The sequence below is a fragment of the Pedobacter boryungensis genome (assembly GCF_013204825.1).
Taxonomy (GTDB): domain Bacteria; phylum Bacteroidota; class Bacteroidia; order Sphingobacteriales; family Sphingobacteriaceae; genus Pedobacter; species Pedobacter boryungensis.
In genome coordinates, this window is record NZ_JABMKV010000001.1 from 353,792 (window position 1) to 368,190 (window position 14,399).

15 protein-coding genes are annotated in these 14,399 nt (G+C 32.2%); 5 read left to right on the plus strand and 10 right to left on the minus strand.

The window, feature by feature from the left end; translation table 11 throughout:
* Positions 1-30: 30 nt before the first annotated feature.
* Genes HQN85_RS01580 through HQN85_RS01605 form a run of 6 tightly spaced genes read right to left on the minus strand, consistent with a single transcriptional unit; the run spans position 31 to position 4,741 of the window.
* Positions 31-546 (minus strand): MepB family protein, encoded by a 516-nt coding sequence (locus tag HQN85_RS01580; RefSeq protein ID WP_173268595.1) that lies wholly within the window; start codon positions 544-546, stop codon positions 31-33.
* A complete protein-coding gene (locus HQN85_RS01585; RefSeq protein WP_173268596.1) occupies positions 533-886 on the minus strand; it encodes a DHCW motif cupin fold protein in 354 nt (117 codons plus the stop codon). The genes HQN85_RS01580 and HQN85_RS01585 overlap by 14 nt, the downstream gene beginning before the upstream one ends.
* Positions 887-918: 32 nt before the next feature.
* A complete protein-coding gene (locus HQN85_RS01590; protein ID WP_173268597.1) occupies positions 919-1,419 on the minus strand; it encodes a SixA phosphatase family protein in 501 nt (166 codons plus the stop codon).
* On the minus strand, positions 1,412-2,446 hold the full coding sequence (locus HQN85_RS01595; RefSeq protein ID WP_173268598.1) for a glycosyltransferase family 9 protein: 1,035 nt from the start codon (positions 2,444-2,446) through the stop codon (positions 1,412-1,414). The genes HQN85_RS01590 and HQN85_RS01595 overlap by 8 nt, the downstream gene beginning before the upstream one ends.
* Complete coding sequence (locus HQN85_RS01600; protein ID WP_173268599.1) at positions 2,446-3,051, minus strand: DUF4254 domain-containing protein; 606 nt, start codon at positions 3,049-3,051, stop codon at positions 2,446-2,448. Before HQN85_RS01600 ends, HQN85_RS01595 begins: the two co-directional genes overlap by 1 nt.
* A gap of 1 nt (position 3,052) precedes the next feature.
* Positions 3,053-4,741 carry a DNA polymerase/3'-5' exonuclease PolX gene (locus HQN85_RS01605; RefSeq protein WP_173268600.1) on the minus strand — a complete coding sequence of 563 codons (1,689 nt, stop codon included), beginning with the start codon at positions 4,739-4,741 and terminating at the stop codon, positions 3,053-3,055.
* Between the two features lie 76 nt (positions 4,742-4,817).
* Between HQN85_RS01605 and HQN85_RS01610 the strand changes: the two genes are divergently transcribed.
* Entirely contained in the window at positions 4,818-5,429 is a 612-nt protein-coding gene (locus tag HQN85_RS01610; protein WP_173268601.1) for a hypothetical protein, read from the plus strand.
* A gap of 11 nt (positions 5,430-5,440) precedes the next feature.
* Here the strand turns inward: HQN85_RS01610 and HQN85_RS01615 are convergent, their stop codons facing one another.
* Both HQN85_RS01615 and sppA read right to left on the minus strand, forming a co-directional pair.
* A complete protein-coding gene (locus HQN85_RS01615; RefSeq protein ID WP_173268602.1) occupies positions 5,441-6,832 on the minus strand; it encodes a gluzincin family metallopeptidase in 1,392 nt (463 codons plus the stop codon).
* A 105-nt stretch (positions 6,833-6,937) separates the two neighbouring features.
* Positions 6,938-8,704 (minus strand): signal peptide peptidase SppA, encoded by a 1,767-nt coding sequence (sppA, locus tag HQN85_RS01620; protein ID WP_173268603.1) that lies wholly within the window; start codon positions 8,702-8,704, stop codon positions 6,938-6,940.
* Between the two features lie 113 nt (positions 8,705-8,817).
* On the opposite strand from sppA, the gene folK reads away from it, so the two are divergent.
* On the plus strand, positions 8,818-9,312 hold the full coding sequence (folK, locus tag HQN85_RS01625) for a 2-amino-4-hydroxy-6-hydroxymethyldihydropteridine diphosphokinase (RefSeq protein WP_173268604.1): 495 nt from the start codon (positions 8,818-8,820) through the stop codon (positions 9,310-9,312).
* Positions 9,313-9,329: 17 nt separating this feature from the next.
* The gene (locus HQN85_RS01630; RefSeq protein ID WP_173268605.1) at positions 9,330-9,707 is read left to right on the plus strand and encodes an Hpt domain-containing protein; all 378 of its coding nucleotides are present in this window, start codon (positions 9,330-9,332) and stop codon (positions 9,705-9,707) included.
* Here HQN85_RS01630 and pssA read toward each other — a convergent pair.
* Together pssA and rho are read right to left on the minus strand one after the other, a co-directional pair.
* Positions 9,704-10,405, minus strand: coding sequence for a CDP-diacylglycerol--serine O-phosphatidyltransferase (pssA, locus tag HQN85_RS01635; protein WP_173268606.1), 702 nt, complete (start codon positions 10,403-10,405; stop codon positions 9,704-9,706). The genes HQN85_RS01630 and pssA overlap by 4 nt on opposite strands.
* 86 nt (positions 10,406-10,491) lie before the next feature.
* Positions 10,492-12,294: a transcription termination factor Rho gene (gene rho / locus HQN85_RS01640; protein WP_173268607.1), complete on the minus strand. Its 1,803-nt coding sequence runs from the start codon at positions 12,292-12,294 to the stop codon at positions 10,492-10,494.
* Positions 12,295-12,564: 270 nt separating this feature from the next.
* On the opposite strand from rho, the gene pyrF reads away from it, so the two are divergent.
* A complete protein-coding gene (gene pyrF, locus HQN85_RS01645; protein WP_173268608.1) occupies positions 12,565-13,395 on the plus strand; it encodes an orotidine-5'-phosphate decarboxylase in 831 nt (276 codons plus the stop codon).
* Positions 13,392-14,297, plus strand: coding sequence for a DMT family transporter (locus HQN85_RS01650; RefSeq protein ID WP_173268609.1), 906 nt, complete (start codon positions 13,392-13,394; stop codon positions 14,295-14,297). Before pyrF ends, HQN85_RS01650 begins: the two co-directional genes overlap by 4 nt.
* The last annotated feature ends 102 nt before the right edge of the window (positions 14,298-14,399 follow it).

The following is a 14,399-nucleotide window of genomic DNA, read 5'->3' on the forward strand; positions in this document are numbered from 1 at the left end:
TCCGGCTTATCTTTTTAAAAATAATATTTATTAAATCAATTGTAGTAACGATTTCAATAATAGACAAATATTTTTGGAGTCGTAAGTAGGGTTTAATATCTCTATAAAGTAATTTAGTTGCCATTGTTGTGTATTTTGAGCTTGTTTATTAAGAGTTACATCCCACAATGGATATATTCTAATTCCTCTTTTCCCTTGTCTTTTGCTACTAGAAATTACTCCTTTCTCCATTAAAATAGATTTTGGAAAGATAAATTGTCCTAAGAAGTTTTGATATTTAGTATTAATGATGATTAAATCAAAATCATCATCTGCATGAAAAGGTTGAGTTTGTCCATTATCATTTCTTTTCCAAATGGTTACAAACTGACCAATTTTGGTAGGAGTTATCTTTGCTGTTCTATATAAAATCGATTTTCCATTTAATTTAAAACTACAAGCATCATAATCTGTACTTTCTTTCTCTATTTTTAATTCAGAAATACCAAGCTCACAAGTATCATAAATTAAAGATTTTGCTAGTAACAGTGAATTAGGAATGTCCATCTAATTTTAAAAAATCACCATCGATAATTAACAACTTAACTCCATTTTTAGTTATAGAACGATGAGAACTTAAATCGTCAGAAACAATATAACTCATCCCTTTGGTTAAGATAAATACTTCTCCACCCTCAAGTTCACTACTAAATTCTCCTTCTAAACAATGTACAATATGTCCTTTTTTGCACCAATGATCTGCAAGATAACCTTTAGAATATTCGACTAAGCGTATGCGAAGACCTTCAAATTGAAGCGTTTGCCAATATGAGATTCCAGTATTTCCTTGATGTTCAGTTTTTTCTACTTTGCTCCAGTTTATGGATTGGAAAGGAATATTACTCATTTATATTTTACTGAATTAAAAAATGAAAGCGATTAATCATCCAAGCTCTTTGGATAGTCGAACAACAAAACTTTTCCTGTATTTGCACTTACTTCTTCCCAATCATCAAATGGAAATTCTATAAATACTACACTACATGTAGGCATGTTGTAAATATGAGCATTGCTTAAATAGTTAGCCAAATCTGTTAAACCTGGATTATGTCCAAACAATGCAATTATATCCAACTCATTATCGAAATTAGTAATAACAGATAAAAGTGCTTTTACATTAGCTTCATAAATTTCTGATTCTTGCTGAATATCTTTAGAGGAAATTTTCCATGCTTTTGCAAAATATTTGGCGGTAGTTATTGCTCTTAATGCAGGACTGCTAACTATTAATTGAGGTATAATCTGTTGATTACTTAAACGTTGAGCCATTTCTGGAGCATTAGCAGTACCTCTTTTATTTAAAGGTCGATCGAAATCATGTAAGTTTGCATTGCCCCAATCTGATTTTGCATGACGAATTATTAATAATTGCTTAGCCATTTTCTACCCTTTCTTTTATTTTATTTACAACACTCTCCGAACTAATTAACTCTATACAAGGATGAACACCACACATGCAGGGTTTGTTTCCATAAATAGAGTTTGGCCTGTTTGGATGATCAATCTGGATACAATCAGATAGAGATTGCCCATAGCCTAAAAATCCAGCATAAGGATGCGTTGGTCCCCAAATAGAAACTACCGGCACACCCATTAAAGATGCCATATGCATTCCAGCCGAATCCATGCTTAACATTATATCAAGATTAGCAATAATATCGAGTTCTTCTCTTAATGTAAATTTATCGATTAAATTTTTAACATTTTTAAATTGGTTTTTCCAGCCATCGGCAATTGCTTTTTCTATATTACCGCCACCAAAAATAAAAATTTCGTAACCTAAGCCATCTAATTGCTCGATAACTTTTCCCATTTTATCGTATGGATAAACTTTGTAAATATGTTGTGCAAAGGGCGAGATCCCAATTTTTTTTACAGTTTTATTGGTAAAGAATTCTTTCGCAGTTGAAGGGATTTTTTTTAATGATTTAATTAATTGATGGCTTAAATTTAGTTTAAAACCTAAAATTCTAAAAACATCAGCATAACGTTCTACAGTTTGTTTTAGAGGTTTGAAAATTTTATTTTTTGACTGTGTTAATGCTTTTTTTTCTGTTCTACCTTTATCAATTCTTTCAATTTTATAACCAGCTAAACGAAAAAAGGTTGAGAGTAGTCTGCTCCTTAAATTGTCATGTAAATCTGCTATTGCAGTTGGATTGTATTTTCGTAATTCGTTATGCAGTTTATATAAACCTAAAATGCCTTTATGAGAAGTTTTAGGTTCAATAGGATGAAATGTTAGATTTGGTATTTCATCAAAAAAAGATTTAAAAGCAGCTCGACTTACCATGACCAACTCTGTCTCTGGATTTTGAACTAAAAACTCTCGTAAAACAGATGCTACCATAGCAACATCGCCCATGGCCGAAAAACGTAAAACGATTATTTTACCTTTTAAAGGCATTATTTAAGGTTGTTGTAGAGTATAGGATTTAAGCTTGGATCATTATACATTTTCATTTGCTTATACACTTTCATGTATTTTTTACCTGCTTCAATATCTGATAAAAGCTCATCAATACTAGTCGATAAATCTGTTCTTTGAGCTAATAATATCTGAAGTTTTTGTAAACACTGATGACGATGTTCCTCGCTTGCAGTAGGTCTTTCGGCCTCTTCCTGCATGTGATATATTTTAAGTGCTAAAATGGATAAACGATCTATTGCCCATGCTGGACTTTCAGTATTCACTTTTGCATCCGGTAAAGGAGTTATACTTTTATATAAGTCCAAAAAATAACCATCGATAAATTCAACCATATCGGTACGAACCTGATTTTGTGCATCAATTCGTCTTTTCCAATTTAAACCTTCAACCGGATCAATTTCTGGATTTCTAACTACATCTTCCATGTGCCATTGTGCGGTATCAATCCAATTTTTTAAATAAAGTAGATGTGCCAAACTAGAAGTATCATGAGGACTAATTGCAGCTTGATCTATATTATCGAATTTGTGATAATCAGTAATGGATTGGTTGAAAATTGTATTGGCTAATTCACTTATCATCTCACAAAGATATTTTTTTTTGATTAAAATAGTCGGTAATCTCGGTTAAAGAAAAAGCATTTAAGCATTTTTGGGCGGTCAATCCCCCTTTTCTAGCTACCATAACGCCATAACGCATATCATGAAAACCTTCTTTTCGGTGCGCATCAGGGTTTACAGAAAGTAAAACTCCTTTTTCTAACGCATAATGATGCCATCGCCAATCTAAATCTAAGCGTAGGGGGTTAGCATTAATTTCGATTACCACTTTATTTGCAGCACAGGCATCAATTACTTTTTTATAATCAATTTCGTAACCTTTACGGCTTAATAATAGTCGTCCAGTTGGATGACCTAAAATAGTGGTATAAGGATTTTCAATTGCTTTAATTAATCGTGCTGTAGCTTTTTCTTCATTCATTCGTAAATTACTATGCACAGATGCTACAACAAAATCGAAAGTTGCTAAAATGTCATCGCTATAATCTAATGAACCATCATTTAAAATATCACTCTCAATGCCTTTAAAAATTTTAAAAGGAGCAAGCTTATTGTTTAACTCTTCAATTTGTTGATGCTGAGCGATTACACGTTGTTCATTCAATCCTTTGGCATAAAACGCAGATCTAGAGTGATCGCAAATACCCAAATATTTCAATTTTAAATCCTCTTTGCAATATAGTGCCATTTCTTCCAATGTATGCACACCATCGCTCCAATCAGAGTGATTGTGTAAACTTCCTTTTAAATCGGTATAGCTAATTAAATTTGGGAGTTGATGCTTTTTAGCTAGTTCAATCTCATTTAAGCCTTCACGTAATTCGGGTTCAATGAAATCTAATCCAGCTTTTTCGTAAATTTCTCTTTCAGTTTTAAAAGGTCCACTTCCAGCCAATTTTAGAACCTCATTCACATGATTTTCATTGCCTGTTAGTTTAAAATATTCAAGATAAAAGTCAGGTTTTTGAACTATTGACAAATTAATTTGTAAACCGCTTTCTGTATAGGCAGTAAATGTATTATCTCCGTTATTTTCAAATTTTAAAAGTTCAAAAGATGGAATTTCTTCTATTAAACCTGTAATATTATCAGTTCCGATAATAAATTTGGCTTCCTCAACAATTTCTACATAACGTCTAAATTCTCCGGCAACACCTAGTAAAGTTTCCCTGCTATCAACTTTGTTTAACCAAACCGATAAATCAGTAAATAATTGATTGACAATTCCTTCGACATGTGAGTACAGAAATTTACCATTGGCAGCCATTCGAAACTCAATCTTTTGTTTAATTTCTTCTTGAGTTTTAAGTCCAAAACCTTTGGCTTCAATTAAACGGTTTTCATTGCAAGCATAATAAAGTTCACCAACATTTTCTATCTTGAGATCATGCCAAATAATACCTACTTTTTTTGCCCCAATGCCTTTTATGCTCAACATTTCTACCACACCTGTAGGAATTTGCTGCAAACTACTTTCTAGTTCCTGGATAGTTCCTGTTTCTAGCAGTTCGATAATTTTAGCAGCTATACTTTTACCAATTCCATCAATTTTATCAATTTCTTCGAAAGGTTTTTTAGCAATTGGGAAAGGAAGTTTATCTATTTTAAATGCTGCATTAGCTACAGATCTAATCTTAAAAGGATTTTCATCATTCAACTCCATGAGTTGAGAAAAAAGCCTTAATGTACGTGATATGGTTTTGTTTTCCATTGCTGTAAAATTATAAAACTAAAACCTTAAAATTAAATTTATGAACACAATAAACCCGCTATTTTGTTTTTTATAGATGAAACTTAAAAATCTCTTAATTCCCTTCATAGCAGCTCTTTTTTCTTGCAATTCTAATTCTAACTCCATTAAATTAAATGCTGATAGTTTAGAAACTGATAGTGTAAAAGCAAAATTTTTGGTAACACCAGGTAAATCTATTGGTCGAATTTATTTGGGGCAAAATGTAAATGAATTAGATAGTATTTTAGGTAAACCAGATGCTGGTGATGCTGCAATGGGAAAAGCATGGGGTATTTGGTATGGTAAAAAGAATACCAAATATGGTAGAAACGAAATTGCCATCTACTCTTCATACGTTGATAGTACAATGACAGGAAAAGATGTGAAGCAGATTAGAGTAAACTCTAGTAAATTCACCACAATTACAGGTTTAAATACAGAGAACTCGCTAGTTAATTTTACTGAAAAATATCCTGATTTTAAGAAAGTAGCTACTTATGTAAATGATGGAATAGGAGATACAATCTTACTTTATGATTCAAGAGCAAATGGGATAGCAGTTGAATTTATTAGAGATATAAGCAGAGCAGTTATTGTACATAAAAAAGGTGAAATAGTTAATGAAACCTATCTCACCCTTTATCCAGAATGGAAAAAATTAGATTAATTTTCTAACATTTATTGGTTAGATATTTTTTTAATTGCATTTAAAAGCGATTCATCAGTTTCGAAGTAGCTATTGATAATGTGTTCGTATAACTTTTTATCGAGAGACTTAACAAGCGATCTTTTTAGAAAATCATAGTTTGTAAAATCTGTTTTTGATAAGATTATTTCATTTAACCATTCCCACATTTTTTTTTCACCTAATTCATGTTCTAGTGCTAATAATACAATTGGCACATAATAATAAACATATAAATCTCTATTATTGAAGTCACTTTGAGTTTTTAATTGTGAAAATGCTTTTGGTTTGAAATCTTTAAGAGATTTTATTTTCTTAGCTACATTAACCTTATATAGACTATCAGAAATGAGATCCTTCGTTAATTTTAATGAAATGTATTCAGTAAATCCTTCATTAAAAACTGGTCCAAATTCGGAGTTTGTTCGCAGTAGTTCTCCAAAATAATAATGCCCAAGTTCGTGTGCGACATAAGGTTTATAAAAAGCGCTAGCTTTTGTATCTATGAAGCGATTTAGACCGGATGGTTGCGCATTAACACTAGTTATAGTTGGGTAGCTTACAAACAAAAAGCCATATTTTTTTGCTGTTGGAATAGTATTAATGAAAGTAATGTCCCCATTATATTTTAGTTTTAATTTGGTTTCGTAATACTTCTTAAAGCCGTTCACTAAACTTCCAAAATCACTCAATTGTGTATTAGTCATTTTGCCATTTAATACATAGGTATTATCTAAATTTTCAAAATCATAATTTCCACAATAAAGTAGGAGTTCTTGAGGAGTGTCACTTTTAAAATTATTAGATTGACCAATTATCGGTTTACTTCCATTCACATACAATGTTTTACAGTCAGAACAGTTAACTTGAACATCGTATTTTACTTTTTGATATAGAATTTGTTTTTTCATGTCAAATATTATCGGATACCAAGCTGATTGATAACCGTCTGCACGTAAAGTTTTTCCAACAAATGCAATATTACCCCTCCAATCCTCTACCATTGTTTCTTTAGCAGTATCTATAACAGGGAACATTCCTACATAGCGTACTTCAATTTCTTTTGGCAAAAATTTTCTAACACCTTTCGTACCACCAAAAAAGTAGGCGATAGATTCTCCAAATGAGGTAGAATCTGAGCGATCCCGATCAAAATATAATAAGCTTCCTGAAGTTTTGTTTTTGAAGTAGAGAATGTTCATTCCAGAATTTATCCGAATAACATAATCTTCAATATTAGGTATGTTACTTAACGTAAAATCACAAGCTATTGTGCCTTTTTCAATTGATATTGTAACATTACCCTTTAACACTGGTATTGTATCTTGGGATTTTGTTTGAGTTACACAGCAAAAAAATAGGAGGATTAAAATGGATAATTTCATAGCAAATAATCTAATATTTCTCAATATAGTTAAATGCTAGAAAATTCAATTGATAAAATTTTTAAAGATTTCGAACCAATTGCAAAATTAAATTATGATTGCTAATTATTTGATTTTCACTTCATAATCCATTCTAGCTTGAATACCAGAATTCACAATTGCTTTTTGCATTTGCTTGAAGATGAGATAATTTTCTCCTAATTCTTTTTTTGCATAAAACACACTAATATTTTCTTTTGCACTAGCTAGAAAACCCTTTAATGGATCTATTTTTTCTGGATATTCTACTACTTTGAAATCGGATAACTTTGCTTTTTTAGCGGCTGCTTTTATTGCGTCATTAAAGCTACCTAAACGATCTGCTAATCCATTTTTCACTGCATCTGTTCCAATCCAAACATGACCACCGCCAATGCTATCAATTTGTGCTTTTGTTTTTTTACGACCATCAGCTACGCGAGTAATAAAACTGTCGTACACGTGGTTTACATCCGATTGGATAATAAAGCGTTCGCCTGCAGTTAAAGGACGATTTACACTCATAATATCAGCGTATTTACCTGTTTTAACTCCATCAAAAGTGATTCCTAATTTATTATTTAACAGGTTTTGGAAGTTTGGAATAATACCAAATACGCCAATTGAACCTGTAATAGTATTAGGCTGTACAAAAATACTATCCGCGGCGCAACCAATGTAATAACCGCCAGATGCAGCCACGTCTCCAAAAGAAGCAATAACAGGCTTGATCTTTTTACTGAGCACAACTTCTCTCCAAATTACATCAGAAGCTAAAGCGCTACCACCACCAGAATTTACACGTAAAACGATCGCTTTAATATCATCATCTAAACGAGCTTTTCTAATCGCTCTAGAAATGCGTTCAGAACCAATTTGCTGATCAGAACCTTCACCTCCAACAATATCACCATTCGCATATATAACAGCAATTTCATCTTTACTTGTAGATAAAGCTGCTGAAGGTAAATTTGCAATATAATCGTTAATGCTAACAGTGTTTAAATTACTTTTTTTGTCTTTACCTGTAATATTTTTTAACTCATTTAAAATTTCATCTTTATAGCGCAAACCATCTACCATCTTATAATTCAAAGCATCTTTTGGTAGTTGAATTTTATAATCATTAGCTAACATAAACAGGCTATCTGTGCTGATGTGCCTTGTTTGTGAAATCCCTTCTAAAAAAGTTTGGTATAATCCGCCAACATAAGTAGTTACTTGCTGACGATTATAATCACTCATTTTTGTGGTAATAAACGGTTCAACTGCACTTTTGTAATTACCAACTCTAATAATTTGTGCTTCAATGCCTAATTTATCTAGTGCGCCTTTGAAAAATGTAAGTTCAGAACTGAAACCTTTAAACTCTAATGCGCCTTGAGGATTTAGATATACTTTATTCGCTGCGGAAGCTAAATAATAAGCACCCTGACTATAAATCTCGCTATAGGCAATAACTGGTTTTTTACTTTTCTTAAAATCTAATATTGCATTTCTTACTTCAAGCATGGTAGCCATTCCTGAATTTGGAGCAGTTACATTGATATACACACATTCAATCTTATCATCTGTTTTTGCTGCTTTTAACGCTTTAATTACATCATAAAAACCAATACTTTTTTCTTCACCACCAACAAATTTGTCAATAATTGAATTTTCTGGAGTACGCTCTGTAATTGCCTGATCTAAATCTAAAAACAGTACAGAATTATTTTTAACAACTACAGCCTTTTCTTCACCTACTGAAGATATAAAACCTAGAATAATAAAGAAAAACAATAAGGCTATAATGAATGTTGAAATTACAATTCCGACTACTGTTGCAAAAACATATTTAAAAAATTCTCTCATGTGCTGGGTAAATATTTATTTTGTAAAGATATAAAACGAATTGGGCATCTAATAGTAAATTTATGCCCTCAATGGTAAATGATTTTTGATAAAAAATTGGAAAAATAGCTAATATGCATTTAGATATAAATAGAACTTATTTGTTACTCGGTAGTAATTTGGGCGACCGTGAATTATATCTAGAAAGGGCTATACAATTGATTTCGGAAAAAGTTGGTGTGGTGATCGCTAGATCTTCTATTTACGAAACAGAACCTTGGGGGAACACAAATCAGCCAGGTTTTTTAAATTTGGCATTAGGGGTTGATACGCGATTATTGCCTTTTGAATTGCTACAAGCGGTGCTAGAAATTGAAAAAATGTTAGGAAGAATTAGGCATGAGAAATGGGGATCAAGATTAATTGATATTGATATTATTTTGTATGGCGATGATATTATCATAGTTGATGATCAACTTCAGATTCCACATGCTGAAATGCAAAATAGAAAATTTGTACTAGAACCCTTAGCTGAAATTGCACCAAACTTAGTTCATCCCGTTTTTAGGAAAACTATCACAGAAATATTAACAACTTTAACAGATACTTTATCGGTTTCAAAAAGATAATTATTAGATTTACGTAAATGATTGATTACCAAAAGAACAACCAACCTCTTAATTTATCCTATTTAAGAGATATGTCTGGCGATAGTGCCGACTTTATGATTGAAATGTTAGATGTATTTCAAAAGCAAACTCCACTTTATTTGGCAGATTTAGAAAATGCCATTGAAGCGAAAGATTGGAAAACAACCTCTGAATGTGCACATAAAATGAAACCTACTTTTTACTATGTAGGTAGGGAAGATGTGAGAGATCATATTCAGGAAATTGAACGTAATGCTCGTGAAATGAAGGAGGTAGAAAATATCCCAACCGCTTTTTTGGAAGTGAAAAATTTTATGAATGTATTGTACAAACAGCTAGACGACGCAAGAGTTGAGTTGAAAAAACAACTTTAAGATATACTAGGGTTAGATTTTGAGCTCTCACTCTTAAAATGTAGAACTGATAGGGCTATGTAGAGCACTAACACAAAGGGCACTGCAGCAAACTGTAAAAAGGCAATCAGCAATGCTGATAAAATAAGGAAAATAAACTTGAACTTGTTTTTTGCCCAAGCCATGCTACTAAACTTTAGCGAAAATATTTTGATCTCGCTTACCAGTAAAAAACTAGTAATGGCAACTATTGCTAAGAGCAACATCGTAGAGCCTATAACTGTAGGATAATCTTTTGCAATAAAAGGTAAAGAAACAATAAACAACGTATTCATTGGCGTGTTTAAACCAATAAATTCTTCAGTTTGTCTTTCATCGATATTAAATTTAGCTAAACGCAAAGCGGAAAAAATAGTAATGATAAAACCTAAATAAGGTAAATATTCAGAACTGTAATCACTGGTTTTAAGTAACTGAAACATTATAACACCTGGCAAAAAACCAAAACTAACCATGTCAGCAAGGGAATCTAATTCTTTTCCGATGGCTGATTTTACATGCAGTAAACGAGCAACCATTCCATCAAAAAAATCAAAAATCCCTGAAAATAGAACGCAATAAGCTGCAATTTCTAATTCGCCTTTAAAAGCAAAAACAATTCCTACACAACCAGAAAATAGGTTGGCACAGGTAATGGCATTAGGGATGTGTTTTTTCATTTGTAAGATGTTGAAAGTATAAAGTTAAAGGTTTAATTTGTTAGAAGATCTAAGTAAGAAACTTTTAACTTTCAACCTTTAACTTTTTATCCATTCATTCCCATTAAAAACTCTTCGTTGGTTTTTGTCCCTTTTATTTGAGCTTGTACCAATTCCATCGCTTCTTGAGAATTCATATCTGCTAAGTGATTACGTAATACCCAAATACGTTGTAGATTTTCTCTATCCAATAATAAATCATCTCTACGAGTGCTAGATGCAGTAATGTCGATAGCTGGGAAAATACGTTTGTTAGATAATTTACGATCTAACTGAAGCTCCATATTACCTGTGCCTTTAAATTCTTCGAAAATTACCTCATCCATTTTAGAACCTGTATCTGTTAAAGCAGTTGCTAAAATAGTTAATGAACCACCTTTTTCGATATTTCGAGCAGCTCCGAAGAAACGTTTTGGTTTGTGTAAAGCATTTGCATCTACACCACCTGATAATATTTTACCAGATGCCGGTGCAGTTGTGTTGTAAGCTCTAGCTAAACGAGTAATCGAATCTAATAGGATAACTACATCATGACCACATTCTACCAAACGTTTAGATTTCTCTAAAACTATATTGGCAATTTTAACATGACGTTCTGCTGGTTCATCAAATGTTGAAGCAATAACTTCTGCTCTTACGCTACGGGCCATATCGGTAACCTCTTCAGGACGCTCATCAATTAGTAGGATAATTAAATAAACTTCTGGATGGTTTTTAGCGATCGCGTTAGCAACTTCTTTTAATAAATTTGTTTTACCAGTTTTTGGTTGCGCTACGATTAAACCACGCTGACCTTTACCAATTGGAGTAAATAAATCCATTATTCGTGTTGAATAATTGGATGAATCGGTAAATAAATTTAATTTTTCTGTTGGAAAAAGTGGAGTTAAATAATCGAAAGGAACACGATCACGCACATCAGCAGGTATGCGACCATTGATACTTACCACTTTTACTAAAGGAAAATACTTTTCACCTTCTTTTGGTGGACGAATACTTCCGTTAACGGTATCGCCAGTTTTTAGACCAAATAATTTTATCTGCGATTGTGATACATAAATATCATCTGGTGATGATAAGTAGTTATAATCAGCAGAACGTAAAAAGCCATAACCATCAGGCATAATTTCTAAAACACCTTCGTTAGTAATGGTATTGTCGAAATCTAAATTAGAATAACTTGTTTCATTTTGTTTATGATTTCCGCCATTCTGATTTGGATTATTTTGCCCTTTTTGTGGACGGTTATTGTTATCCTCTCTAGGAGCTCTTTCTTCTCTAGCTTGTTTTTCTTCGCCAGCTGCAACTTCTTTAACAGGTCTTGCTTCTCTAGGCAATCTATCTTTTTTATTTTGCTGATTTGGATTAGATTGAGCAGGTTTATTTGCTTGATTTTGCAACTTTTCTGCAATGGTCTCTAGCTTTTCAGGATCATTTACAAAATCTGGGGGTAAAGTAACTGCTGGTGGCTCAACCTCAGGAACTTCAATAGTTGGCTCAGCCTCGGGTTTACGCGTTTGTGGTTCGTCAAATAATGTAATTCTTTCGCGTTCTGGTCGTTGTAGCTGAGTGTTTTTGTCATCTTTAGAAATACGAGCTCTCTTTTTCGCCAACGGTTTATCAGAAGAAGCAATATTTTCTTTAACAACTTTAGGTTTAGCAGCAACTACAATTGGTCTTTCAGTTTCTGCTACAACTTCAGCAGTAGTGCTTTTAGTAGTTTGTTGCTGTAAAATTTGTTCAATTAGGTCATTTTTGCGCAAATCATCTGCGTTATTTATGCCTTCATTTTTTGCTAACTCACGTAATTCTGCAGTAAGCTTTTCAGTTAATTCTGTTTTATTAAACATTTATATGTGTATGTCGAGAAATTTTAAATTGAGTTTATCAAAAAAATATAACGGAAAAATGCTTTAAAAACACTTATAGAACAATATTGCTTGAGATTTTTCTGGGATATTCAGATAAACATTCGGAAATTATGGCACAATTGTATGTATTTGAAAATTAATAACCAACTAAAATTGAAAATTGTTTAAAAAAAGTTTAGTTTGTGTAAACATTCTAATCCTAAAAATCGGCAAAAATTGACATCTTTGTGCACCAATTCTCCCATTAAAATGAACAAACAAGAGCTTTTTGAGCAGATACAAAAGAAAAAATCTTTTTTATGTATTGGTTTAGATCCAGTGCTAGATAAATTACCAAAGCATTTGTTAAAGTACAATGATCCTATATTAGAATTTAACAAACAATTAATCGATGCTACAAATGATCTTTGTGTTGCTTATAAACCTAACACCGCATTTTACGAGAGTAGGGGAGTTAAAGGCTGGGAAACATTGGTAAATACATGGAAGCATTTTCCAAAAGATGTTTTTACCATAGCTGATGCGAAACGAGGAGATATTGGAAATACATCAGCTATGTATGCTGAAGCCTTTTTTAAAGAAGAAAGTTCACAAATGAGCTTCGATTCAATTACTGTAGCTCCATACATGGGCAAAGATTCTGTAGCTCCATTTTTAAATCATCCAAATAAATGGGTTATTCTTTTGGCTTTAACATCAAATTCAGGTAGCCAAGATTTTCAAATTAAGCAAAGCGACAATCAAAAATTATACGAACAAGTCATAACTACATCTCAAAAATGGGCTACTAGTGATCAAATGATGTATGTAGTTGGTGCTACAAAACCTGAAGAATTTCAAAATATTCGCCAGCTGGCACCAGACCATTTTTTATTAGTTCCAGGAATTGGTGCACAAGGTGGAAGTTTATCGGCTGTTTGCCAAAATGGATTAAATTCACAATGTGGATTATTAATTAACTCAGCTAGAAATATAATTTATGCTAGTGATGGTTTAGATTTTGCCGAAAAAGCAAGAGAAGAAGCGTTAACCTTACAACAAGAAATGGAGCAAATTTTAATAACTGCCAAGTTGATATGAAATCAAAACCAGATTTCAAGTTAATTGCAGCGTTATTAGCCGTAGCAATTGTATGGGGTACTACCTATTTAGGTATCCGAATTGCTGTACAAACTATACCGCCTTGGTTTGTAACCGCTATGCGCCAAACTATTGCATCGCTTATTTTATTAATTATTTTATTGCGCAAAAAAGAATTAAAATGGATTGGTTGGTCAGCTTTTAGAAGACAAATGCTACTTTCTATTTTGATGATTGTAATTGCAAATGGAATGACAACCGTAGCCGAACAAAGTATTCCTAGCGGTCTAACTTCTTTGCTAAATGCACTATCACCAATTATTGTTTTTATAGGAAGTGTGCTAATAGGATTGCAAAAACCAAGTTTAAAAGGTTTTATAGGCGTAACTATAGGATTTTTAGGGGTAGCTTTTATTTTTAGAGATGGATTAAATGATTTACTCGATCCAAACTATAAAACAGGAATTATGTTTTTGGCTATAGCTATTTTGGGCTGGGCAAGCGGAACTATTTACACTAAAAAATATACACGTAAAAGTTCTAACATCTTCCTCGATTTATTTTATCAATTTGTTTTCTCGGCTGTAGTTCAGCTCGTTTTAGCTTTATTGTTTTCTGAGAAAATAGCACCAGATTCTTGGAGTTTAGAAAGTCTTTCAGCAGTAGTATATTTAGGTTTATTTGGTTCAGTTATTGGTTATTTTTGCTATAATTATGCGCTTAAAAAAGTAACTGCAACTGAGGTTTCTATACTTTCTTATTTCAACACAATTATCGCGATTTTTTTAGGTTGGCTTATTTTAGATGAAGTAATTACCTTCGATTTACTTATCGCAACTGTCCTTATTATTACAGGGGTTTTCATTACTAACTATAAGAGAAAATCATCAGAAACTGTTTAGACACTTTTCTTTAAAGGTAATTTAATTAATTAACGATAAAATCTCGTTTCATATAAATTTATTGCTGATATCTATGAGTTAAATTTTACAATAAAGTATTCA

Coding starts and splice junctions, on each gene's coding strand:
- HQN85_RS01580 (WP_173268595.1), bottom strand. CDS start 546: ATGGACATTCCTAATTCACTGTTACTAGCAAAATCTTTAATTTATGAT.
- HQN85_RS01585 (WP_173268596.1), bottom strand. CDS start 886: ATGAGTAATATTCCTTTCCAATCCATAAACTGGAGCAAAGTAGAAAAA.
- HQN85_RS01590 (WP_173268597.1), bottom strand. CDS start 1,419: ATGGCTAAGCAATTATTAATAATTCGTCATGCAAAATCAGATTGGGGC.
- HQN85_RS01595 (WP_173268598.1), bottom strand. CDS start 2,446: ATGCCTTTAAAAGGTAAAATAATCGTTTTACGTTTTTCGGCCATGGGC.
- HQN85_RS01600 (WP_173268599.1), bottom strand. CDS start 3,051: ATGATAAGTGAATTAGCCAATACAATTTTCAACCAATCCATTACTGAT.
- HQN85_RS01605 (WP_173268600.1), bottom strand. CDS start 4,741: ATGGAAAACAAAACCATATCACGTACATTAAGGCTTTTTTCTCAACTC.
- HQN85_RS01610 (WP_173268601.1), top strand. CDS start 4,818: ATGAAACTTAAAAATCTCTTAATTCCCTTCATAGCAGCTCTTTTTTCT.
- HQN85_RS01615 (WP_173268602.1), bottom strand. CDS start 6,832: ATGAAATTATCCATTTTAATCCTCCTATTTTTTTGCTGTGTAACTCAA.
- sppA (WP_173268603.1), bottom strand. CDS start 8,704: ATGAGAGAATTTTTTAAATATGTTTTTGCAACAGTAGTCGGAATTGTA.
- folK (WP_173268604.1), top strand. CDS start 8,818: ATGCATTTAGATATAAATAGAACTTATTTGTTACTCGGTAGTAATTTG.
- HQN85_RS01630 (WP_173268605.1), top strand. CDS start 9,330: ATGATTGATTACCAAAAGAACAACCAACCTCTTAATTTATCCTATTTA.
- pssA (WP_173268606.1), bottom strand. CDS start 10,405: ATGAAAAAACACATCCCTAATGCCATTACCTGTGCCAACCTATTTTCT.
- rho (WP_173268607.1), bottom strand. CDS start 12,294: ATGTTTAATAAAACAGAATTAACTGAAAAGCTTACTGCAGAATTACGT.
- pyrF (WP_173268608.1), top strand. CDS start 12,565: ATGAACAAACAAGAGCTTTTTGAGCAGATACAAAAGAAAAAATCTTTT.
- HQN85_RS01650 (WP_173268609.1), top strand. CDS start 13,392: ATGAAATCAAAACCAGATTTCAAGTTAATTGCAGCGTTATTAGCCGTA.